Raw genomic sequence first — 24103 nt, 5'->3', positions numbered from 1 at the left:
GAGAGGGGCAGAAATTGCCGCCCCTCTCGGTTCAAGCCTTCGACATCACTGCTGTGTGCCGGGGGCTGTCCAGGTCGCCCTGCCCGTCGATTTTGTGGCACCGGTAGGCAGAGGAGGGGACGACTTTGCAGCGCCTTCGTCTCGCCCGCTGGGGTAGCTATTTTTCTGGGCGTCGATGAATTCGTGCCGCTCTTGTTCCTCTACCGTGAGCGTCGAGGGATAGGGCTCGGCTACGGCCATGACCGGAAGGAGAGTGAAGCTAAGGGCGACGATATAGCGTTTCATGATCGAATCTCGAATGTTGAGCGTCGGTTGCAATTGTTCAGTCCATTTCAACATCCGCGGTTCGGGGCGGGGGAGGAATCAGCTCAAGGATGACGCCGACCACAACAGAATCGTCCTGCGGCCACCTGCTCCTCAGATCCGACCGGACTGCCGACTTCGACGGCGCCGTCACAGCGAGGTGTGGGCAGGCGTGGCACTCGCACCGCACCAGCGCGCAGACCGGTTTCCCTGAGGACGAATCCTGCTCCTGATGGTGCGCGGCATTGGTCAGGTTTGCTGCAGTCATGGGCTGCACATACAGGGCATTGCTGCCGCCAAGCGGCGCAAGACATAGCCCAAGCGCAAGCAGGAGGGATAATAGAATACCCCGCAGCAGCCTCCCTCTCATGTCATAAGTCCCGCCAGTGGGTTGAAAACTTGCTTCATCACCAGAAGGCTCTCTGCCGAGAACTCTGGTCGCCTGGCAGTCCGTGGCCCTGTGTAGCCGCGTTTGTGCTGCCGTTGTTTCCATTCATGCGGCCGTTTCCTGCTCGGTTGGTGGAGGTGCTGCGACCGTGAGGTGGGGGATGGGAAAGGCCCAACTGCACATCGCGGAATTCGTGCTGCTGCTTCGCGCGATAGGTCTTTGGCTGGGGGTCGAGCGCGAAGGCGGCGCTGGTCGGGAGGGTAAGAGCGGCGAGGGCGGCGAGGGTGGCGATGCGTCGCCATGGCGTGCGTGTTCCAGTCATGGGCGTTCCTCAGTTAGTTGTGAACTTGGCTTGACCGGACTTGCCGGCGGCGGTCTTCAGCACCAGCGTCACGGCTGTGCCCGGCGCAATGGGCGTGGCGACCTCGCCGATCAGGGTCTCGCCAGAGGGCCTTAGCGGCAGGGTCTTGCGAGTGCCGCCCAGAACCAGCATGGCGGAGCCGCTGAAGCCCGTGGTGTCCACGCCCTTGCCAGTGCCGTCGAGCACATGGACCGTCAGAGTGTTGCCGGAAACTTCGATCTCGGCGTGCACGCCAGCGATATCCTCCAGCGCGCCACCGTGGGGGCCCTTCTGGGCACCGTGCGCGTGGCCGCTTTCGGCGTTGGCCTGGGTCAGTATGGGGCTGGCAATGAGTAGACCTGTGGCGACGATCAGATGCTTCAGCATGGGTCGGTCTCCGTTCTCAGAAGTTCAGGAAGCTGGATTTTCCACCACGGCGTCGGCGGGCGCGGCGGCCTTGGTTTCGCGTCGGAACAGCACGTAGAGCGCTGGCAGCACGAGCAATGTGAGGATGGTGGACGACACGATGCCGCCAATGACCACGGTGGCGAGTGGCCGTTGCACCTCGGCGCCGGCACCCGTGGCGAGCGCCATGGGAACGAAGCCAAGGGAGGCCACCAGCGCCGTCATGAGCACGGGCCGCAGGCGCGTGAGGGCGCCTTCCCGTACGGCGGTGACGATGTCCCGTCCCTCGTCACGCAGCCTCTGGATGAAGGCGATGATGACGAGGCCGTTCAACACCGCCACGCCCGAAAGTGCGATGAAGCCGATGCCGGCGCTGATGGAGAGGGGCAGGTCCCGCAGCAGCAGCGCCGCGATGCCACCGGTGAGGGCCAGCGGCACGCCGGAGAACACGAGCGCCGCATCCGCCGTTGAGCCGAAGCTCATGAACAGCAGCAGAAAGATGAGCGCGAGTGCGATGGGCACCACGATGGCCAGGCGTTGGGTGGCGGAGACGAGTTGCTCGAACTGCCCGCCCCAGCCGATCCAATAGCCTTCTGGCAGTTTTACCTTCTCGGTCACCTGGCGTTGCGCCTCGCTCACGAAGGAGCCGAGGTCGCGTTCGCGTACATTGGCGCTTACCACGATACGGCGCTTGCCATTCTCACGGCTGATCTGGTTGGGACCGGGGGCAATGGCGAGGGTGGCGATGGAGGCGAGCGGCACATAGCGGATCTGGGCATTCGCGCCCGAGGCCCATACCGCGGGACGCGGTTTCTCCGGGTCGGCCACGGACGGCGGAAGGGGGACGGGCAGGGCTCGCAGGGCCTCGATGTCGGTGCGCAACTCCTCCGGCAGACGCACCATGATCTCGAAGCGCCGGTCGCCCTCGAACAGCACCCCCGCTTCGCGGCCGCCCACCGCCACTTCGATCAACTCCTGCACCTCCGCCACGCTGACGCCGTAGCGGGCCATGGCGGGTCGGTTGAGTGAGACGGTGAGCATCGGCAGGCCGGAGACCTGCTCGCTCTTCACATCCGCCGCGCCAGGAATGGCGCGGATGACGGCCTCCACTTGCCCCGCCACCTGCAGTAGGGTGTCCAGATCGTCGCCGAAAATCTTCACGCCCACATCCGAGCGGATGCCCGAAATCAGTTCGTTGAAGCGCAGCTGGATGGGCTGGGACAGCTCGTAATTGCTACCGGCGACATCCTCGGCGGCTTCTTCGATCTCGGTCATCACCTGGGATTTGGGCTTGCCCGGATCGGGCCACTCGGCGCGGGACTTCAGGATGATGTAGCCGTCCGAGATGGAGGGGGGCATCGGGTCGGTGGCGACCTCGGCGGTGCCGGTGCGGGCGAACACCTCCTTCACCTCAGGCACCTGCAACAGGCGCTTTTCCAGGGCCTCTTGCATTTCCACCGATTGGGTGAGGCTGGTGCCGGGCACGCGCAGGGCTTGGATGGCAGCGTCGCCTTCGTCCAGGCTCGGGATGAACTCGCCACCCATGCGCGATGCCGCGACGCCCGTGGCGAGGATGAGCCCCACCGCCGCCAGCGCTACCACGGCGCGATAGTTGATGGCGGCGTCCAGCAGCGGCGTGTAGATGCGCCGAGCGGTGCGCATGATGATGTTCTCGTGTTCCGATACCTTGCCGGTGACGAGCAGCGCCACCGCCGCCGGCACGAACGTCATGGAGAACAGCGCCGCTGCGGCCAGGGCCATCAGCACCGTGACCGCCATGGGCGTGAACATCTTGCCTTCCACCCCGGTGAGGGTAAGCACGGGCAGATACACCACCGCGATGATCATGGTGCCGAACAGGCTCGGGCGGATCACCTCCTTGGAGCCGGCGAAGATGGTCTGGAACCGCTCGGCCCGCGTCAGCAGGCGGCCACGCTTGTGCTGCTCCTCTGCCAGAAGGCGCAGGCAGTTCTCCACGATGATCACCGCCCCATCGATGATGATGCCGAAATCGATGGCGCCGAGGCTCATGAGGTTGGCGGAGACCTTGTTCTCCACCATGCCGGTGACGGTGAGCATCATGGACAGTGGGATCACGCATGCCGTGACGATCGCCGCCCGGAAATTGCCGAGCAGGACGAACAGCACCACCACGACGAACAGCGCGCCCTCCACAAGATTTTTTTCCACCGTGGCGATGGTGGCTTCCACCAGATGGGCACGGTCATAGACGGCGCGGGCGACCACACCTTCTGGCAAGGAGCCAGAGATCTCCTGAAGCTTCGCCGCCACCCTCTGGGCCACGGTCCGGCTATTCTCGCCGATGAGGAGCATAGTGGTGGCGAGTACCACCTCCTCGCCATTGAGCGTTGCCGCCCCGGTGCGCAACTCGCGGCCCTCGCGCACCTCGCCGATGTCGCCGACGCGGATAGGCGTGCCATCGCGGCTGCCGATGACGATGTCCCGGATCTCTTCCAGGTTGGCCACCTGGCCCGGGGTGCGCACGAGATATTGCTCGCCATTGCGCTCAATGTAGCCGGCGCCGACATTGGCATTGTTGGCGGCGAGCGCCGTCATCACATCGCGGAACGAGATGTTGTAGGCCATCAGCCGCGCCGGATCGGGCAGCACATGGAACTGCCGGGCGAAACCGCCGATGGTGTTCACCTCCACCACGCCGGGCACGGTGCGCAACTGCGGCTTGATGATCCAGTCTTGGATGGTCCGTAACTCGGTGGGGGAATAGGGTGTGCCGTCCGGCTTCTTGGAGCCGGGCTTCGCCTCCACTGTGTACATGTAGATTTCGCCGAGGCCCGTGGAGATGGGCCCAGGGGCGGTCTCCACGCCTTGCGGCAACTGATCCTTCGCCTGCTGGATGCGCTCGTTCACCAGTTGGCGGGCAAAATAGATGTCGGTACCGTCCTGAAAGACCACCGTGACCTGGGAGAGGCCGTAGCGGGAGAGCGAGCGGGTGTATTGCAGTCCTGGCAGGCCTCCCATGGCGGTCTCGATGGGGAAGGTGATGCGCTGCTCAACCTCCAGCGGCGAGAAGCCTGGCGCGGAAGTGTTGATCTGCACCTGGACATTGGTGATGTCTGGTACCGCGTCGATGGGTAAACGCGTGAAATTCCAGGCTCCGAACGCGCCGACGATGAGGCAGCCGAGCACCACCAACCAGCGCTGACGGATGGAGAAGGCGAGGATGGCGTCGATCATCGCGCCGCCTCCGTGCTTTCGGGTGGGGCGCCCGCCTCGCGGATGCGGGCGAAACTGTCTACGGCCGTGACAAACACCACTCCGTCGCCGCGTCCGCCGGTCCAGCCGGCGCGGGCGATGAGGTTGGCGATGGACGTTGAATCGCTGGCGGTGCAGACGATCTCTAACCGCAGGTGACGCTGGTAGACGAGGTCGTATTCTGTCGCCACATAAGTGCCGCCGACACCGCGGCCGCGGCCCTGACCGCGGACTTCCACCAGCGTGAATCCGGGGAATTGCGGCAGTTCCTGGAGAGCCCGCACCACCCGCTCCTCAAGGTAGGGATGGATAAGTGCGGTCAGCAGCTTCAGATCCCGCTGGGACGGTTGATCAATCCGGGTGATGGGATCAGTGCTCATGGCTGGCGCTCCCTTTGGCGAGTTCGGCCTTCACCACGAAGGAGTTCTTGGCGGCATAGACATCCCCCGGCATCAGGCCGAACAGCACTTCGGCCCATTCGGCATCGCGGTCGCCGATCTCCACATCGCGCGGCTCGAAAGCGTCGCCATTGCGCACGAACACCACTGGGCGCCCGTCGATGGCCTGCAGCGCGCTGGTGCGTACCGCCAGGTCCACTGGTTTCTCCGTGAGCGTGATAGTGCCTACGGCAAACAGGCCGGGGCGCAGGCGAAGACCATCGTTCGAGATTACGACGCGGGCGAGCGCCGTTTGCGTGTCTGAGGCGCCGATAGGCGAGACATAGGACACCTCACCGGCGATGGGGGCGCCGCCATCATCGGGGTCGACCTCCACCTTGTCGCCGACCCTCACCCGGGCGAAGTCGCGCCGATAAACGGACAAGTCGACCCACAAGGTGGAGAGATTAGCCACGACGAAAGCCGGCTTCTGCTCCGAGGCGTATTCGCCCAGAGCGACCTGCCGTTCCACGACCGTGCCACCGATGGGAGATTTCAAGTCATAGGTGGTCAGGCTTTGGTTGCTTTCGATGATGGCGAGCACGTCGCCTTTCTGCACGGTGTCGCCGATGCGCTTTTTGATTTCGCGCACGATGCCAGGAAACCGTGGGGTCACCTGCACCACGGTTTCCTGGTTCGTCTGAACGAGGCCGTTGAGTCGTAACTTCTGCCGCAGCTTCTCCGGCCCCGCCGTCTCAAGTCCGATGCCGGCGGTTGAGAGCTTCGCCTCGTTCAGTTCCACGGCGCCTTCGCCATGGGATTCGCTGCCTTCGCTGTGGTTCTCTTCGGCCTCGCTGCCGGCCTGAGCTGCCACTCCTTCGGTGACCTGCATCGGGTGTCCCTGGAAGGCGTAGATGGCACCCGCGCCGGCTAAGAGGCCGACTACGAGCATTGCCAGGTCTCGTCGCGCCGTGCGGCTCATTTCGTCTTTCCCTTGCTGAGTTTCGCGGGCCGACCGGTCAGCCCCTCAATGGTCGCGAGCGCGGTGTGGAACTTGACCAGAGCGTCGAGTTCGCGGAGCGACGCATCAGTGAGCGCGGACTGGGCGTCCAACAATTCCAGCAGCGTGTAGCGCCCCTCGCCATAGCCGCGCTCCACGCCCTCGAAGGCGCTGCGTGCGCCCGGGATGGTGCTGTCGCGCAACAGGCTGATTTCGTCGTAAGCGGCCTTGAGCGCGTCGTGGGCGGCTCCTAGCTGAGAGATCAGCGCGCTGCGCGCGATGGCCTCCTCCGCCTGGGCTTTACGTAGGGATTCCTGTGCTTCGTAGATGCCGCCTTCGTTGCGGTCGAAAATCGGAATCGGCATCGAGAGCGTGACGCGTACGCCGCTGTCTGCGGTCTCATTGTAGTGGCGGTAGCCGACGCCCAGGGTCACGTCTGGCACGGCTTTCGCACGAGCGGCGCTTAGTTCCGCCCGTCTTTGTCCCTGGACAGCCGTAAAGCGTGTGAGCTGAGGGTTGCCTTGCGCTTCCTTGAGGAGGCGTGACAAGGGTGGCGGGGCGCTGACCCCGAAGAGATTGCCGGTGGCGAGGCCGAACCTCGCTTCAGTCTGCCCCATGAGCACAGCGAGATCGCGTCGCGCGGTGCCGAGAGCGGCCTTGGCGCGGTCCAATTCCACCCTTGCGAGGTCGCCGGCGACCCGCGCTCGGGAGATTTCGGCAGGCGAGGAGGCCCCCGCGTCCACCCGCATTTGTAGTAGGGGAGCCCAGCGGGCGATTGCTCTTTCTTGTCGGGCGAGAATGGACACACGATTCTGCGCCCCCAGCACCGCGGAGAATGCCGCGGTGGTCTCCGCCAGCACCTGCAGGCGGATCGCTTCACGCTGCCAGCGTGCGACGGAGACACCCGCACCCGCGGCCGCCATTCGCGCCTCTCGCTTGCCGCCCAGCTCGATCAACTGGCTGAGCTGTAGAGTCTGCTCGGCGAGGTCTAGCCCCTGGTAGGAACCAGTGCCCATTGCATTGTCGACCTCGAGGGACAATTCGGGATTGGGCAAAACCGCCGCCTGAACGGAACGACCCGAGGCCATGCCGACGTCCCGCTCTGCTGCGGTGAGGCGGGGGTTCGCGGCAAGCGCACTCGCCAGAGCGCTGGTCAATGTGATCGGGCGCGTGGCCGCAGGGCCTGCGGTTGAAGTGCGCGAGGGTTGGAGACGAGCGGATTCGGCAAGCGTCTGTGACGCCGGAAGCAGCGCAAAGGCCGCCACAAGCGCGCGCGCAAGGGCACGGGAAGGCATGATCTGATCCGATAGCTGTGAGCTGGACGCAGGCGCAAAGCGCCGGCGCGCGGACAGGGGTCAGATCAGACGGAAGGAGGGCGGATTTCGGTAGGAACGGTGCGGCCCGAAACGGCCGCCGGCTCAATCGCGAGGCGCACTGGCGTCAGGCGGCTAAGAGGCGCAGCGGTCACGACAGGCAGCACGAACGCGGAGCAGCCGTGACAGCTGTGATCTACCGTGGATGTGTCAGCCAGAGGTGAGGATTTATCGCCACTCTGAGACCGCTCCTCAGCGTGTTCCATCGCGAGGGCGTCCGGCAACACGGCGCCTGGATCTGAAAAGCCCAACAAAAATCCGGCAACAGCAGCTTCCGCCTCTTCAGAGTGGCGCGCCGTGAGCGTGTTGAGCATCGGGCCAGCGACGAGACCCATGACGAGCACAAGCACCACGCTCTGGCGAAAGGCCAGTGCGCGACAAGCGATCAACATGCGGGTCAGAACGCGATGCATGCCCTTGAATGGCTGCATGAACGCCCGTCTGTCAAGAGAGGATACGATGACGGACCGTCGCATCTTCTCTGTGATATGGGGCCGGCGAGATGCAGGCATGGGAGAGTTGCTCGAATGCGGTGCTTCTTCAGCGCCGATATCTGGCGGAATGAACCTAACTTGAACATTTGTTTCAGTTTTGGGGCGCAGTCCGTGATGAATGCGGTTGAGAGGACGTGCGTTGGATGACGCTCAAAAGTGATAAAACGGGGAACTCGCGGAGGGACATTGATCTTATGCACTCAGATGCAGTCTCACGTCCTTGTCGCCTACGGGCCTTGGTAGAAACTGCCTCCCACTTCTGACTCCGATCGAAAAGTCCTGAGCCTAGAAACATCGACCAGCTTCATACGGCAAGGCCTTCGTTGCGGTTACTCTCGCTATCCGAGTTTCCTGCTGCGCTCAGCAAAAACCGCGCCAACGCTGCTTTCCGGGATCCGCGATCAAGTGCATAGGCGGTCTGCCTGAACTCAATCCCGTCGAGCAGCCCTTGGATGTAGCCCGAGATGGTATCGGCGGCCATGATCAGCGCAGTGTCGAGCGTATGGATATAGTTGCTCGTGACCGATCCCTTCGCATGGCCGACCAAGGCGGCGATGGTGACCTCGGTGAAACCCAGGTCGTTCGCGACGCTGGCGAAGCTGTGGCGGAGGACGTGAGGGCTGATGTCAGCCAAGGGCGAATTGGCGAAGATCTTCGTCCAGTGATTGGGGAAGCTGCCGAACGCACTCTCGCCGCCGCGGCCCGGGAAGACGTAATCTCCGATAGCGTCCTTCCGGCGCCTCTCCAGATATTCCACCACGGGTAGCCCGATAGGCCGGACGGAGCTTCCCTCCTTGCTATCCTTCAGGCGCAGGCAACTGCAATCGGTATCGGCTTCGTCCCATCGCAGTGTCACCATCTCCATGCGCCGGCAGCCGGTGAGGGCGATCTGGCGGATGATCTCGACCGATATCCGGTAGTTCTCGTTCTTGAAAGCCGTCTTGAGCAGGTCGCCGAGGACGCGATATTCGGCTTCGCTCAGTCGCCGGGCGCGGACATTGTCCTTCGGCCGCCGCACGCCGTGTGCCGGGTTCGTTTCGATAACCCCGGCTTCGACCGCATAGGTGAGGATGCCGCCGAGTAGACCGATTGTCCGCGTAGCTGTGCCGGCGCCGCCTCTCACGATGGACTTGCCACGCAGGTTCTTCGTCATGACGGTGACACGCGTCTTCCCTGCCATGATGTCCTTCATGGCCCTCGTGATGTCGGCTTTCGTCAGGTCCCTGACGCGACGCGAGCCGAGGAGAGGGACGATATGACGGTGGATGCGGCCGAGATCGGAGGCGATCGTGCCCGGCTTCTTGGGGCGCCCACCCTTTCCGAGGATGAGACCCGCCTGCAGATCGGCAAGGTAGAGGTCACAGAGTTCCTTGACTGTGAGTGCTTTCCGATCGAGCAGCCGTTCTTCGGCCGGGTCGTCGCCTTGCGCGATCCGGCCCAATTGCGCCTTGGCTTCCTGGCGCGCGCGTTCCGGTGTCCACACTCCGTGCAGCCCGATCGTGAACCGGCGCGATCGGCCGGCCGACCGATACTGAAGGACGTAGCTTCGCTTTCCGGACGTGAAAACCCGGAGGCCAAAACCAGGGAGCTCATCGTCCCAGATCACGTAGTCCTTGGCGCCGGCTTCCGCGGCATCGACGGCCCTCTTGGTGAGCTTAGCCATGGAGATCCTCCGCCCTGGTCGCCCCGTTTCGCGTAAGCACCACGTAAGCAACGGGAAGAAAGAGGTGGCGTGGAGAAGCGTAGCCTGGGCTAGCGGGTGCCACAAATTCTTTTTCAATAGCAGTATAATAGCGCATTTTCTCGCGCTCCATCGTGATCTCGGCGGAGCTACCAGTAATCCCTCCGAAGGCGGAGGCCACACGTTCGAATCGTGTCGGGTGCGCCATTTCAACTAATGGTTGTCATGGCATTTGGGTTGGGGGGACGCCCGTTTTTGCCCTCGCGCTGGAAGCTGATTGGCCGCCTTGGCAGGGTCGTGACGCAGCCCCTACCTGCATCCGAATCCTGTCTGCCCCAAAATTCGACAGGGTATGAGACGCGCGGCTTGGCGCCCCTGGCTCCCACGGTCTCTTGCGTGCCACGAGGTCGGTAGATCCCCTATGCCTCGCCGCGGTGATCAGGTCTTCCTTACAAGCACCGGGAGCTTCCGTCTTTCATCCCGCCGCCCAGCTCTCGCCTCCACTTCTCGCTCCCTGGTTGCTGATCTGAACGCTCTCTGTGACGGATGCGTCGTGCAAAGGAGGGCGCTATCCCGCCGCTCTGAATGACAGGCACAGCACCCGCAGCAGGGGCTCCCCTCTCCGCTTCCAACGGGATTGTACTTCAGGATTTGTCGAACCCTAACGATCGGGCCGAAGGGAGTAGCCCTGTTTGCAAGGGCAAAGATGACCCATAGCTGCCCCTTGCTGCCACGTCCGCTTTGCGCCCCCATTCCGGCCGTTCAGACGCTCTGTGAATCCTCCTGGGAGCTGCCATCGATAAAGTTTAGTGGCTGGCGAGATCGATCCAATTTCAAGCTATTATTGCTCTGGATCGACGATCTGTTGCGGCGCTATCCTGCCTCCACGGAGGGGACATGGCGCTATCATTCTACGAGGCAAAACAGCGGCTTCTATCTGGTCTGCCGCTCACTTGGGCGAAGTTCGGCGACCACAAGGCGGGCTCGGTGCACCTCGCCTCCGCCGGTGCGCGGCGCTTATTCCACTTCCTGCTCACGTGCGAGCAATCCAAAGTGGCCGACGCACACGAGAGCCTCTTCGACGATCTAATTGCGGCTTGGGAGCTTGAGACCTTCGATCCTGCGACCGAGACGGAGCAGAGCGGGCCGGCAACGAATGCCGGCCCCTGGCGCCTGGCCCGACTTGAAACCAGCGGCTTCGGCGGATTGAACCAGGTCGGGGGACCTGTCTTTTCCGTACCTTTCGACGGCGCAAACTGGTGCCTCGAAGGTCAGAACGGATCGGGCAAGACGTCGCTGGCCAGCGCGATCATCTGGGCGATGACCGGCTATCGGTGCCGCGACCAAGACGGGCTGCATCTCGACACCGGAGTCCGAACTCCTGTCGAGAATGATGCTGGCTCAGCGATCGGAAACTGGCCTTCCATTGTGTCCTATCCGGCCAGCGCAATCGCTTTGGCCGGCACTGCCGAGACCTGGGTGCGGCTGACCTTCCACGATCCGACCGGCAACACCGCCCACGCATACCGCAGACTGCTGGCCGCGCCTGGCGTCCAGCCCGTGATCGAGGTCGATATTTCGGCGGACCTTCTGATGGCACCCCAGTTGCTGGAGGTCGGCCTCCTTATGCCCGCTCGCCTCGCCCGTATCGGCTTTGGCGAGCGCAGCCAGTCGATCTACGATGCAGTCAAACTCCTGACCGGGCTCGATCAGCTGGCTGCCATCGCGGATGGCGCGGCCAATTTCACCCATCGGTCCAAGCGCTTTCTCAAATATACGCTGGACAAGGGGGGCGACACCATTGCGGCGCGCCTTGATGCCGCTCTTGAACGCGCGTCCCAAACAGCGGGCGCGATCGACTTCAACCTGAAGGTCGCGGGCAAGCGCGAGGACAAGGGCTACGCCGAGGAGCTTCGCGACGCCGCGAAGTTGGCTTCGGATCAGGCCGCCGCACATCTCGCTGTGCTGACCTCGGAGATCGCACCCACACTCGACACGGCCAATGCGGACGATCGCAGCAAGATCAAGGCTGCGGTCAATTCGGCGCGGGCGATACTAGGCGACAGTTCCAAAGGCGTCGATGTGTTCTCGGCCTGGAAAGCGCTCGCAAATGCTCCGGGAGACACGCAATTTCAGGCGTTGCCGAACCTGCTTACCGAAGCAAAAGCCCGGCTTGCCGAAGCGATCCTTTGGGACAAGCGACAGGCCGAGGATCAGAAGCTGCGGCTGAAGGCGCTAGCATCCCGATTCTACGAGCCGGCGCTCCATTCTCACGAGAGCGCCGATTGCCCTTTGTGCGAGGGAAAGCTGACCGGCGAGAAGCGCGCTGCGCTAGCCCACGAGCTTGCGACTCTGAAGCAGGCAGCGTCCGTCGCCGAGCGAAGACTAGCGGATGTTTGTACAGAGCTCGAGAAATCGATCCAAGATTCTGTGCCGCAGGCCGTTGGCGCCCATTTCGACATCTTGTCGACGATGCAGCCGCGCGACGCCTTTTCGAAGGCTGCCAAACAGGTGTTCGTCCAAGGAGCACCGTTCTCAACTGTCCTGACCGGCGTAGCGGCATTCGCATCAGATGCCGTTGACAGCATAGTGCAGAAACTTCCCGTCTTCGTGCACACCATGACGGCGCCGGATTCGGCCTCGCCGCCAGCGGCATCCGGGCTGCTGAGCTATATCGCCAAGGTAGAGCGTGTGATGGCGCTGGCCGGGTGGTGGCATGAGCATCGGCCCCAGTTCGCGTCGGGTTGGCGCGAGATGGCGGGCAGCGCGGCAGAGGACGGAACGTATCCGGCCGACTCCATCGAGGGCAGGATCCAGGCGCTGGAGGCGGCCTTGGAGCGCGCTGCCCCGCTCGACCAACTCGCCAAGGACCTGGGAACGGCCGCGAAGGAAGCGGATCTGTGGCTTCCAATCCACGAACAGCAACGCGTCCGCGAAGCAATAGCAACGGCGCTGATACCTCTAAAGGACCTGCGTCTGCTCGTCGCCGGCCAGACCGCCGGATCGATCTCGGCGCTGTCCGAGCGCATGAAGGCAATCCTGGACCGGATCCATTTCAAGGAGCGACTGTCGTTCGAGGACGCCGCCCTGGCGAAGAAGGCGGTCCTCATCGCGGCCAGCTTCGATCCCGGTGTGCGCGTCGATGCGTCGCTGGTCGCCAACAGCTCTTGGTTGCGCGCGATCCTTTGGGCCTTCGTGCTCGCCGTGCGCGAGCAGGCGATCATCGACGCTGGTGCCAATCCATTTCCTTTGATGTTGCTGGACGATCCTCAGGTCACCTTCGACCCGCGCAACAAACGCAAATGGGCCGAGGAGATCGCCAGGCTGGGCAAGGCCGATCCAACCGACATCGCGGGCGCGCAGATCCTCATGATCACCCATGAGCGCCAGTTTTTTCAGATGCTGGTCAACTCGGAGAAGCTGCCTGGCCAGCAGGGCCTGGTCGTGCGCCTGTGCAACGCCTCCAAGGTGGCGACGATCATATTCGGAGATTCGCTCGCAAGCGCTTTCGCCGACGCACTGGCCACGAACGACGACCAAAAGGGGCACGCCTATGTCCAGAATGTCCGCATTTATCTGGAGGATCTGCTCAAGATCATGCTTCGCGCCGAGGATCCGGGCATCGTCAACAAGACACTGGACGAACTCGTCACGCTGATGAAGGCGCGGCGCACTGCGAGCGTGCCTCCATTCACCAATCCGTCCTTCGGCAAGCTGCTCGAGTACATCGCGGGCGGCGGTGGCGGTAAGGCAATGCAGCATATCAACGAGGCGCATCATCATTTTGACGGCACGATCGGTGTCGCGCAGGCGATCGACGTCAGGGAGTTCTGGGAGGGGAAGGTCGAATCACGGCTTCACACCTGCTTCAAGATCTTTGCCGAATTCGAGGCCCATGTGGGCGAGCCGCGCTTGTTCGCCTGGATGGACAATGTGGTGGAGTTCCCGGCGACCGATCCCGCCGACCTCAAAGCCGTCCCGTTTTTCCACACCGGCATCGCCGCGGCAGCGAAAACCGATGGGCGCGCGGGCGATGGCCTAATCAAGATGGAGGACTTGTCGGAAGCGCAGCAGGTCACGCTCTACAACCACGCGGCCTTTCAGCTGGCCGCGGGGACGCTCGACCCGGTGGCTGACATCGGCGACGTGATCATCGTGAGCAACTATGCAACGGTGCACGAACGCAACCTCGTCGTCACCACGTTTCAGGACCAGCTGCTCGCGCGTCGGTACAACGAAACCGAAGTGCACCCGCACATCGCCGTGCTGACGGGCCAAGCCACCGGTCCGACATCGCTCGTACAACCCGTGATCGCTCCAAAGGAGCAGATCCACATGCGCAAGATAGTCGGCACCCTCTTTGCGAAACGCCGACTGCCGGTGCCGCCCAAGTCGGGCAATGTGGAGTTCCTCGCGCTCGCCGATTTCGCGGCGGTCCACGCAATGCTCAAGAACGCCAAGCTGTTTCAGGTGGAGGGGCGCAGTGCGGAACCCGTCGCGCTGGATGGCCAGTACATCATCACCCATCCTGTCCCGATGACAAGCGCGGCGATCGCACAATTGGAGGGACGGCTGGTAATCGCCGTGGACGATACCGACGCCCGGTACCTCAAGCGGTTCCGACCGCACGGCCAACTTGTTGTTCTCGAGAGCCTTAACCCGGATGGGATGACGCCAGCTGAGTTGCTGAGTTTCGGCGGGGAACAGGGGCTGCCCAAATTGACAGCGCTGATGGAGGTCGTCGGAATCCTGTTTGAGCTGCCTTCATGAGGCGCTGGCCTTGCTGCTCGGGATCGCAATGGAAGGAAATAGGATGCCGGCCATGACCGATCCGATGGACGCTCTGATCGACTTCCGCAGGGCGATCGCACAGCGGGAAATTCCCGTTCAGCCAGCGGACTTCCATCCTGACATCTTCGTGCATGTCGATAAGCCGGCCGGCGCACCGAGATATACATATGCGCTGGTCGAAGGCGGCGAGGTCGCGGCGGTCGCGCTCCTCGCGCTGACCGAGCCGATCGAGGGCGTACCAACTTTCCAGCTTGGCTACGCGGTGATGGAATCTCGGCGACGTGCCGGGCGCGCGCAGCGTGTCGCGATGGCCGCGATCAACGAGATATGCCGCGGGCTTCGCCGGAACGGGATTCCGAAGCTGTATTTCGACGCGGTGGTCGATCGCGAGAACATGGGGTCCCTTCACTTTGCTGAGAAGGTGATCGGAGGTCCGCGTACCGAGTGCCTTGACCACGATTCCGGCGTGCCCGCCATCCAGTTTCAATGTCGCGTAGATTCTAGCGCGTGAGCGCCGCAATATGAAACGACTATTCCTGTCTTCAGCTTGGCCTGTTTGTGATTGAAGGGCGTCGAAGCCGAGAGAAAACGTCTGTTGACCTAATTTTGACTGGGAAAGCCGCCTGTCGGCTAGCGGCCCCTGCGTGGTAGGCGCCCTCTCGACGTTTCTCCCTAGGCCAATCAAGGTCAGGGAGAACTCACATGGGCCATTCTCAATTTGACGATGCCAGCTGCGAGCGTGCGGCTTGGAATGCCGGAAAGCTGGTCGGCATCAAGCGCCCTCTCACTCAGAAACAGATCTGGGCAATTCGATTCTTCCTCGATCGCGAAAGACGCATGCGTGACCGTGCGCTGTTCGATCTGGCCATCGACAGCAAGCTTCGCGGCTGCGACCTGGTCAAGATCAAGATCCGTGATGTGGTCGCCGGTTCGGAGATTAGGACTCGCGCGATCGTCGTCCAGCAGAAGACGGGGCGGCCCGTCCAGTTCGAGATCACCAGCGACGTGAGAGCGAGCCTGCTGGCCTGGCTGGAACGGCGCGGTGGCACCGTCGAGGATTATGCCTTTCCGAGTCGGATCGATCACGCGCACCACATGAGCACAAGGCAGTATGCTCGCCTCGTTGACGAATGGGTGACCGCGATCGGCCTGCGCCAAGAGGAGTATGGCACGCATTCGCTCCGTCGCACGAAGGCGTCGATGATCTACAAGGCGACGGGCAACATCCGCGCCATCCAGATCTTGCTCGGTCACTCCAAGATTGAGAACACCGTCCGATATCTTGGTGTCGACGTGGAGGACGCACTGCTGCTGGCAGAGCGGGCGGAAATCTGACGTCGGGCGGTCATCCGAGGTAGCGCGGATGGCCGCTTCGACGCGCGAAACAGCGTGCCGCCCGGGCCACTAAGGGGTGGAAATGGGAATGGCCGCTTGCGGGCGAGCAGATGAACCAAGCGGACTTACGGACAGCCAGCACGATCTACGGCTCTGCGCCCCATCTCGATCCAACAGTCCCAAGGTTGCATTCGACCTCTTTGTGACTTTATGTCGAAATGACCGGAAATGTGCGTGAACGCACGCCCCTGAAAGAATAAACGTGCATGGATCATCAGGCCGTCATGCAATGACTTTAGGGCAATCACGAATGCATGACAGGATTCGTTGTAATCACTTCTCATCATCCAGATAGGTTTCGAGGAAACCTTTCAGGTCTTTAGCCACGCCTGCTTCCTTCACGATCTTGCCTGCCGTCGTCGCACTCTTCTTGACAAATGTGAGTGCCATCTCACGAAGTTTCGGTGCAGCCAAGAACCGTCCTGAGCGCAAGTCCTTGGACGTGAACGCTCCTGTGTCAGCCGCACCGCAGACCGCAACCACGATTTCAAAGGCATCCTTGGACTTAATCAATTCCCCCAACAGCTCGTCGATGTCCGGGATGTTGGCTGCAAACCGGTTCGCCGTGTCGAAGGTTGAAGAGCCTGCTTCTTTTTTCATTTTTGTTAGCCAAGGCTTTTTCAACTCCGGCGCTCCTGCAAGCCTTTTCACGAGCGAGCCTGTGTAGCTGTACTTATCAACGATCTTGTGGGCGATATCTGCGAATTCTGCGAGCACCTTCGCTTCACCAAGCGTCTCGAGCATGGACCCCAACAGATAGACAGGATGACTTAATTGCGTGACTGCGACCGAAGCCTTGGTTTCATCGACCGCCGCTTCCAAAAGAGACCGAATTCTCATCTGCGATGGCGCGTCGTAGCCGTCGAGAATGGCCGCATTGGCTGACGCCGCCCGCATGATCACGCTCCGGTAGTCCGAGTTCTCCGCCTTTGCTTTGACCAAACGATTACGGATGTGAGACGTCAAGTCGTCCCGCCGCAGATAAGACAGCCCCACAATGAAGCGCTGGGCGTTCTTTGCCGTCGTTTGATCTGCGTTGCTGCATGCTTCGACCAACTGTTCGACTAGGGTCCAGACCCATAAAGTGGTTGGCGTTGGGGTTGGATTGTGATTCACGGCTTCCGAGAGGAAGAGACGATGAATCGGGACCTGTTCTGGCTGACGGATGCGCAGTTTGCGCGGATCGAACCCCATCTGCCGACGGACACGCGCGGCAAGCCGCGTGTGGATGACCGCCGGGTGATCAGTGGGATCATCCATGTCCTGAAATCCGGCGGACGCTGGGTTGATGCACCGGCCGACTATGGCCCGCGCAAGACGCTCTACAATCGCTATGTCCGCTGGGCCGCCAAGGGTGTGTGGAGCGGGCTCTTCCAGGCGCTCGCCGGAGCGGGCGGGCCGCCCGCGCAGGTGCTGATCGACAGTTCCGCCGTCAAGGCCCACCGCTCTGCCTCGGGCGGGAAAGGGGGGAGCGAAGCCAAGCCATCGGCCGCTCCCGCGGCGGGCGCACGACCAAGATCCACGCGCTGACCGACCGCAAGTGTCGGCCCATCGCCTTCCTGCTCACCGGCGGCCAGGTGGCCGACTGCACGGCCGCGGCGACCTTGCTCCAGCAGATGCCGAAAGCCCGCATCCTGCATGGAGACAAAGGCTATGACAGCAACGCGGTCCGCCGTCAGGTGGAAGAGGCCGGCGCCATGCCCAACATCCCGCCCAAGGCCAACCGGCGCTGGAAACCATGCTTCTCTCCAGTGCTTTACCGTGATCGCAACGCCATTGAGCGCATGTTCTGCCGGCTGAAGGACTTCCGGCGTGTCGCAACCCGATACGACCGCCTTGCCGTCAACTTCCTCGCCGCCGTTTGCATCGCCGCGATCGTCGGCTATTGGTTATGAGTCTCGACCCTAGTGCGCGCGAAGGCTTGCATGGAGCCGATGTTGTGGGCACCCGCGGCTGTCATGTTTCAACGCTGGCCCAAGAGCAGACACTCCGTAAGTCCGCATTGGGGCTGGAACCGGTCATCCGCCGCGCCTTGCGTGAAGGACGGCTCAGGGCCGAACACCGCGATCTTCAGCCTCAGGGTTTGCAAGACAGGGGCGTGAGCGTTCGTTACACCAACTTTGTGGCATGCGGTGATCGGCGGCACATAGGCTATTTTCGGCGGCAATCGGCGGTGTTTGGCGGGCCGCGTCCGATAGTGATGATCACTACGTTTTCGCTATAGCACTATGAAATCGCTCGCCGCCCCATGTTGCGCGCGAGATCGAACGAATTGCGCAGCGTGTGGCTTTGATTGTATGGGGACCACCTCAAGTCGGACGACGCGAAATTCAACATGACTTTCGTATTTTCGATATGGCATTTCGCGTTCGCGGTTGCTGGCGTGCGAGGGTACGTGCTTTCCCATGCAGCCATGACTTTTCAAACCGCGACGCAATGCATGTTCGGACGCAGCGCGGCTTCGGCGATCGCGGCCGCGTCAGCGGCATCATTCTTCTGCCGCTTCACAAAGGGCTTCACGTAGATCGGCGGAACCAGCCGCACGTGGCGTCCAAGGCCTTGAGCGACGCGGCCCCAATAATGGCTCGTTGCGCAGGCCTCCATCGCCACGATGCAAGGCGGCGGCGCGCTCAACAGTTGGATCAGCTTCGCGCGGGACACCGTCCGGTTGAACAGAACCGCCCCGCCCCGATCCGTGCCGCAGACCTGGAAACTCCGCTTGGCCAGGTCGATCGCAAGGACATGAACATCTGGCATGTGCCCCTCCCTTGAAAGCGCCACCACGGCGCTGCCCGGACACAATACGAGCCCGCAGGAGGGGGCATCCACCCCATCAGTTCACGCCCTCCAGGCTCGGAACATCCCCTGTAACCTTACGTAAAAAAGGTGAGCCAGGACACCCACTTACCCATACATGTTATCGGCAGTGATGAGGACGGCATCCGATGCAGGATGCCGTCCTCTTTGTCTGGGGGATGGCTCAGAAATTGACCCGCAGATTGCCCTTGAGCGTGTTGCTCTGCGCATCGGAGCCGAGCACGCCGTCATAGGCGAAGCCGGCGCTGACCGCGTCGTTGAAGGCATAGCTGAGGCCCACATTGAGCGCCAGCGCATCGCGGGCGATGGGCGTGCCGGAGACCAGGAACGGGGTGGAGCCGTTCAGCCACATCACCGACGTCGTGTCCACGTCGCCGAAGGCATGCTGCCAGCCCAGCTTGAGGCTGGGGGTGAAGAGGCCGTTGCCCACCACCATGTCGGTGCTTAGCCGCGCGCCCAGGGTGGTAAGCGTGGTGCTCATGGACTGCGCCGAGCCTGAGAGTGCGGCGGCGCCGCCGGTTTCGGAGAAGGCGTCGAAGTTCTGGTTCACATAGGCCACCGCCGCGAACGGCGACACCTGAGCCGGTCCGAAAGCGAACGGACGCGAGACTTCGCCGAACACCTGGGCGGTGTTGCCGTTGTAGCTGCTACCCAGGCCGTTGGAGAAGGTGCCGAAGGCGACGTTGCGAGACGCCATAGAGCGCCAGGTCGGTGTGGCTGTTGTCGGCCTTGGAGTTGAGGCTGTCCACATGGCCATCGGACTGGCCGAAGCCGGCGGCGATGCCGAGGCGGGTGGTGTCGAACACCTTGACGTCGGCACCGGCGATGAAGCCGCTCTGGGTCCAGCCCAGGGAGGCGAGGCCGTCGCCGGAGGCATTGCCCCAGCCGCCGTAGCCGGTGGCCCACACGGCGACGTTCAGGCTCGACGAGAGCTTGGCGGTGGCCTTGTCGGGCTTGGGCCCGGTGGCGTCGTCCAGGCGCTCGTTGATGGCGGCGCGCACCTGGCGGGCGTCATCGAAGGTCTGGGCGGCGGTGGAGGCATAGACCTCGCCGGTCATCTGGCTGAGGGCGGCGGCCAATGCCGTCGGGGCCAGGCTGTAGAGGCTGTTGAACAGCCCGGCATTGGCTCCGGTCAGAGCAATGCCGGCCACCGGGCGAATGCTGTCCACCGCGCTGCCGAGCGCGCTGGCATTGGCGGTGGTGGCCAGGCCGTTGGCCGCCAGGTTGCCGTACCACAGCGGGGTGACCACCAGCGCCAGGCTGGTGGGGCCGTAGAGGGCATCGAAGCGGGTGGAGGCGGGCAGGCCGCTCGCCGGCTGGGCCAGGCCGGCGAAGGAGCCGGAGAGGCCGGCGCTGCTCTGGATCACCGTGAAGCTGGTGCCCAGCGGCGGGGTGTAGCTGTTGGTTGCGCTGCCGGTGATGCCGCGCAGGGTGGGCGCCAGGGTTCCGGCCACGGTGACTGTGCCGTTGGTGCCGGTGGTGACGAGGCGGGAATAATTGCCCGCGCCGGTTCCGGTGCCGGTGCCGTCGATGTCGGTCTGGAAGGTGGAGGTGCTGGCGAGCGTCACCGGCCCGTTGACGGTGAGGGTGCCGGGCGAGTTGCCCGGCGCCAGCCGCCCGGCCACCACCAGCGGGCCGGAGAGGGTGCCGGAGCCGCGCAGGGTGCCCGAGGTGCCGATGGCCAGCGTCGAGGAGAAGGCGCCGTTCACCGACAGCAGGCCGCCGGTGACGGTGGTGAGGCCGGTATAGGAGTTGTTGCCGGTGAGGGTGAGGGTGCCGGCACCGGCCTTGGTGAGGCTGGTGCGGCTGGCGCCATCGACGATCTGTCCGGCATAGCTGGCGGAGCTGCCGTCTGTGCCTACCGTGAGCTGGCCATTGCCAATAACGGCGGTGGCTGTGGTGCCGGTGAGCGATCCGACCGTCAGGGCGGTGCCGCCGAGATCGATGGCGCCGTTATTGCTTAGGCGGGTGATGCCTGTGGTGCTGCCGGTGAGGGCGACGGCTGCGCCGGAGGCATTGCTCACCGTTCCGGCGAGCACGCCGGCGGCCTGGACAAAGCCGGTATTGCTGAGCCCGCCGGCAATGGTGCCGGTGGTGATCAGGGTGCCGGCATTGGTGACGCCGCCGGCCAGGGTTCCTGCGTTGGTGAGGGTGGTTCCTGCCAAGGTGACGACCGGGGCGATGAGGCTCGCGGTTTCGGTAAGCTGGAGGCCGCCGCCGGCGAGGGTCGCCTGGCCGGTGAAGCTGTGGGTGGCGGTGAAAACCAGGGTTCCTGCCCCGAGCTTGGCGAGGCCGCCGGTGCCGGAAAGGGACTGGTTCAGGGTGAAGGTATTGTCCAGGCTGGCAATATCGAAGCCGCCGCCGCCGTTGCCCCAGGTGATGGCCCGGCCGGTGGTGGTGAAGCTGGTGCCGGTGACCTGGAGGATGCCGCCGTCAAAGGTAAGGCCCCCCGCCGCCGCGCCGAGGTTGGCGTCACGGGCCACCGACAGAATACCCCCAGCGAATGTGGTGCCGCCGGAATAGCTATTGGTTCCGGTGAGCGTGAGAATGCCGTCTCCGGCCTTAATCAGGCTGCCGCGGGTAGGGACATCGGCGAAAGCCGCGACGCGCGTGGTCTCCACCTGAATCTCGGTCTGCCACTCGGGGGTGAGTGTCGGATCATGGGCGGCCTTGCGGGCTGCCCATGCGGCCGCCGCTGCGTCATTCTCCTGCTTGCGCTGGATGAGGGCGTCCTCGGAGATGTTGTTGGACCAGGTATCGCGGGTGCCGGCCGGGAGGTTCGCGGCGACTGAGCCAAGAAATTGCCCTGGGCCATTCATGGCCTTATTGAGATCGATCACGCCCCAACCCCAGACGGCGTTGGGAGCATTGGGATTGGCATCCGCCACGCCGGCGACCACGTTGCGGTGATAGGCCGTGGTGAGCAGGACATCGCGGGCCTGCTGGTTGGTCATATAGGGAAATCGCTCCATGATCAGGGCCAGCGCGCCAGTGGCATGGGGCGCGGCCATGGAGGTGCCGTTCACTGTTGTGTAGCCGGTCTGCTTGTTTGGATTGATAGCCCATTCACCGAGATTCCATCGAGCGCCTGGCGCATAGGTAGGAACCGTACTGTTGATAGCGCTGCCTGGTGCGACAACGTACCAATATTTGGCGACGCCGGCTCGATTTGAATAGCTCGCGAGGACAAGATCTCCGGGATTTAGGCCGCCATTGCCCCCCTTAGCAGCTGCGCCTACGGCAAGCCAATTGCTCTCAAGATCCGGTCTGAAATAAGGTAGCGAAGATCTAACGTTTGGGTTGCTGTATCCGGTGTTTCCCGCCGCAAATACCTGAATAATATTGTATTGTTTTGTGGTCTCGGAAAGCGCGTCGACGTAGCTGAGCTTGCCAGAAAATTTAGAATAAGCTGTGCGTAAGCCTTGGATGGTGTTGTAATTGTCTCCAGTAGGCGGGCTGCCCCAAGAGGAATTAATCACACGTGCGCCGGCCGCCGCTAGGCTACCATAAGCGTTTTTGAAGTAGGCATAATCAACGTTCGTTCCGTATCGTGCCGAGTCGTTCGTTTGTGTGTTGGTGACGTAGACATTGGCATTGAACGCCACGCCTTGCATGCCGACGCCGTCTCGGGAGGCCCCGATCGTCCCTGTGACGTGTGTCCCGTGTGGATCGTTGTAGATGGGGCTGTACGTTCCCGGAGCGGTATAAGAATCACCCGCCTTGAAGAAGCTTGGTTGTGGCGACTGATTCTGCGGCTTTCCGGACCCGTCCATAAAATAGAAGCCGTCCGATCCGAAGGTCCCGGTGATGGTGAGCGGCTTGACGCGGCCATCGGCGAATTCCGGGTGGGCACTATAGACACCTGAATCAACAACACCCACCGTCACACCCAGGCCGGTGTAGCCCGCCGCATAGGCGTTGGCGGCGTGCATGGCTTCCAAGCCCCAATCGGCCTTGTATTCCGGCGTGCGCCAACTCGCGGGATCGGCGGTGGACAGACTCTGCGCCAAGGCGTTATGCGACACCGACGCGCCGAGCGCGGCCAGCCCTAGGGTCCAGACTCATAACCAGTAGCTGACGGTTGCCGCGATGCTGACTGCTGCAAGGAAGTTGATGGCGAGGCGGTCATATCGTGTGGCGATGCGCCGGAAGTCTTTCAGGCGGCAGAACATGCGCTCGATGGCGTTTCGGTCGCGGTAGAGCACGGGAGAGAAGCAGTTCTTCCAGAGCCTGTTGGAGCGGGGCGGAATGTTCGGCATGGCGCCCATGCCCTCGACCTGTCGGCGGATCGCATCGCTATCGTAGCCCTTGTCACCATGGAGGATGCGGGCACTGGACATCTGGCGCAGCAGAACCGCTCCAGCGGTGCAATCTGCGACCTGTCCGCCGGTCAGCAGGAATGCGACCGGTCGGCAGTGGCGGTCTGTCAGCGCATGGATTTTGGTCGTGCGCCCGCCCCGCGAGCGGCCGATCGCCTGACTGCTCTCCCCCCTTTTCCACCAGAAGCGGAGCGATGAGCTTTGACCGCAGAACTGTCGATCAGCACCTGGGCGGGAGGACCTCCTGCGCTGGCGAGAGCATGGAAGAGGTCTGTCCAGATCCCCTTGGCAGCCCATCGGACAAAGCGGTTGTAGAGCGTCTTGCGCGGCCCATATTCGGGCGGCGCGTCGATCCATCGGCCGCCCGATTTCAGGACATGCACGATGCCGCTGATCACCCGCCGGTCATCGACACGCGGCTTGCCGCGCGTGTCCCTGGGCAGATACGGCTCAAGCCGCGCAAACTGCGCATCCGTGAGCCAGAAACGGTCTCCGCTCATCATCAGATCCTCCACGGACTGATGAATCACAACATGCTGCGAAGGCCAATTATTTTATGGGTCCGAGCCCTAGGCCGGTGTGCCGCAGCAGCGAGGCGATAGATGTCCGCCGGCCCCTGCGATCCGTTGGGATTGATCGAACAAGCCTTTTCACGCGCATTCCACTCACCGCTTGATAGGAAACAGGATCGGCCATCCGTGACGGAGTGGACCGAATGCTCGAAATTCAGGTCAGCTTGCCGGTCACCCGCGACTTGGGCGTGGGAGGGTCTATGATGGCAGAAAGGGGACGCGACGATTGCCTTCGGCGCCAGACATGGCACATCAGTCGCGCAGGAATCTTGATGCGCACACGTGCAGCCAATCGCTCTCTTGGGTGCTTTTTTGTTGAGCTATCGCTCAGTTTGAGTGCTGGTGCCAGGGATGTGAAAGCCCTGGTCGGCGGCTGCCGGTAACATGGCATCGCCTGTCGCTCGCCGCTGGTGGAGAGCGAGCGCAGCCCAGCATGTCAGGCATTGTATCTCTATCCCTTTGTCACTCATTGGCTCGGAGAGCCATCGAGCATGGCGGCAATGGAAAAATTCGTCACCTAATTAGTCTAGGTTACGGTTCATAAAATCTGCTTGTCCAGAAAATTTAAGCAACTTTCAGAAACTATCTCTGGATATATTGGGTTGCGGTCGGAT

At 62.7% G+C, this 24103-nt stretch carries 16 protein-coding genes and 1 pseudogene; 4 read left to right on the top strand and 13 right to left on the bottom strand.

Annotation, left to right across the window (positions count from 1 at the left end):
* Positions 1-45 precede the first annotated feature (45 nt).
* The 8 genes from ACU4E7_RS22295 to ACU4E7_RS22260 form a co-directional block, all read right to left on the bottom strand.
* Positions 46-285 (bottom strand): hypothetical protein, encoded by a 240-nt coding sequence (locus ACU4E7_RS22295; RefSeq protein WP_447020182.1) that lies wholly within the window; start codon positions 283-285, stop codon positions 46-48.
* A gap of 737 nt (positions 286-1022) precedes the next feature.
* On the bottom strand, positions 1023-1418 hold the full coding sequence (locus ACU4E7_RS22290) for a hypothetical protein (protein WP_447020181.1): 396 nt from the start codon (positions 1416-1418) through the stop codon (positions 1023-1025).
* A 24-nt stretch (positions 1419-1442) separates the two neighbouring features.
* Positions 1443-4652, bottom strand: a complete 3210-nt coding sequence (locus tag ACU4E7_RS22285) for an efflux RND transporter permease subunit (RefSeq protein ID WP_447020180.1) — start codon at positions 4650-4652, stop codon at positions 1443-1445.
* Positions 4649-5050 (bottom strand): P-II family nitrogen regulator, encoded by a 402-nt coding sequence (locus tag ACU4E7_RS22280; protein ID WP_447020179.1) that lies wholly within the window; start codon positions 5048-5050, stop codon positions 4649-4651. The genes ACU4E7_RS22285 and ACU4E7_RS22280 overlap by 4 nt, the downstream gene beginning before the upstream one ends.
* Entirely contained in the window at positions 5040-6029 is a 990-nt protein-coding gene (ihpB, locus tag ACU4E7_RS22275) for a divalent metal ion exporter adaptor subunit IhpB (RefSeq protein WP_447020178.1), read from the bottom strand. Before ihpB ends, ACU4E7_RS22280 begins: the two co-directional genes overlap by 11 nt.
* Positions 6026-7342: a TolC family protein gene (locus ACU4E7_RS22270; protein ID WP_447020177.1), complete on the bottom strand. Its 1317-nt coding sequence runs from the start codon at positions 7340-7342 to the stop codon at positions 6026-6028. Before ACU4E7_RS22270 ends, ihpB begins: the two co-directional genes overlap by 4 nt.
* A 65-nt stretch (positions 7343-7407) precedes the next feature.
* Positions 7408-7851 (bottom strand): hypothetical protein, encoded by a 444-nt coding sequence (locus tag ACU4E7_RS22265; protein WP_447020176.1) that lies wholly within the window; start codon positions 7849-7851, stop codon positions 7408-7410.
* Between the two features lie 367 nt (positions 7852-8218).
* Entirely contained in the window at positions 8219-9577 is a 1359-nt protein-coding gene (locus ACU4E7_RS22260) for a tyrosine-type recombinase/integrase (RefSeq protein WP_447020175.1), read from the bottom strand.
* A 915-nt stretch (positions 9578-10492) separates the two neighbouring features.
* Between ACU4E7_RS22260 and ACU4E7_RS22255 the strand changes: the two genes are divergently transcribed.
* The 3 genes from ACU4E7_RS22255 to ACU4E7_RS22245 all read left to right on the top strand — a co-directional run bounded on the left by ACU4E7_RS22255 (position 10493) and on the right by ACU4E7_RS22245 (position 15721).
* Positions 10493-14365 carry a hypothetical protein gene (locus ACU4E7_RS22255; protein ID WP_447020174.1) on the top strand — a complete coding sequence of 1291 codons (3873 nt, stop codon included), beginning with the start codon at positions 10493-10495 and terminating at the stop codon, positions 14363-14365.
* Positions 14366-14417: 52 nt separating this feature from the next.
* A complete protein-coding gene (locus tag ACU4E7_RS22250; RefSeq protein ID WP_447020173.1) occupies positions 14418-14897 on the top strand; it encodes a GNAT family N-acetyltransferase in 480 nt (159 codons plus the stop codon).
* A 191-nt stretch (positions 14898-15088) separates the two neighbouring features.
* Positions 15089-15721, top strand: a complete 633-nt coding sequence (locus ACU4E7_RS22245) for a tyrosine-type recombinase/integrase (protein ID WP_447020172.1) — start codon at positions 15089-15091, stop codon at positions 15719-15721.
* A 333-nt stretch (positions 15722-16054) separates the two neighbouring features.
* Here ACU4E7_RS22245 and ACU4E7_RS22240 read toward each other — a convergent pair whose 3' ends face one another.
* Positions 16055-16897, bottom strand: coding sequence for a hypothetical protein (locus ACU4E7_RS22240; protein WP_447020171.1), 843 nt, complete (start codon positions 16895-16897; stop codon positions 16055-16057).
* Positions 16898-16918: 21 nt separating this feature from the next.
* On the opposite strand from ACU4E7_RS22240, the gene ACU4E7_RS22235 reads away from it, so the two are divergent.
* A protein-coding gene (locus ACU4E7_RS22235; RefSeq protein WP_447020170.1) for an IS5 family transposase occupies positions 16919-17676 on the top strand; the annotation gives its coding sequence in 2 pieces (ribosomal slippage) (positions 16919-17252 and positions 17252-17676; 759 coding nt in all).
* A 529-nt stretch (positions 17677-18205) separates the two neighbouring features.
* Here ACU4E7_RS22235 and ACU4E7_RS22230 read toward each other — a convergent pair.
* From ACU4E7_RS22230 to ACU4E7_RS22215, 4 genes and pseudogenes are all read right to left on the bottom strand, one after another.
* A pseudogene (locus ACU4E7_RS22230) lies at positions 18206-18538 on the bottom strand (IS110 family transposase); the annotation flags it as partial.
* A gap of 223 nt (positions 18539-18761) precedes the next feature.
* Complete coding sequence (locus ACU4E7_RS22225) at positions 18762-19295, bottom strand: autotransporter outer membrane beta-barrel domain-containing protein (protein WP_063112050.1); 534 nt, start codon at positions 19293-19295, stop codon at positions 18762-18764.
* Positions 19246-22530, bottom strand: coding sequence for a S8 family serine peptidase (locus tag ACU4E7_RS22220; protein ID WP_082772844.1), 3285 nt, complete (start codon positions 22528-22530; stop codon positions 19246-19248). The genes ACU4E7_RS22225 and ACU4E7_RS22220 overlap by 50 nt, the downstream gene beginning before the upstream one ends.
* Positions 22531-22659: 129 nt before the next feature.
* A protein-coding gene (locus tag ACU4E7_RS22215; protein WP_133866454.1) for an IS5 family transposase occupies positions 22660-23417 on the bottom strand; the annotation gives its coding sequence in 2 pieces (ribosomal slippage) (positions 22660-23081 and positions 23081-23417; 759 coding nt in all).
* Positions 23418-24103: the final 686 nt, after the last annotated feature.

The organism is Xanthobacter sp. ZOL 2024 (assembly GCF_052932325.1).
This window is presented reverse-complemented; position numbering and strand designations above follow the sequence as displayed.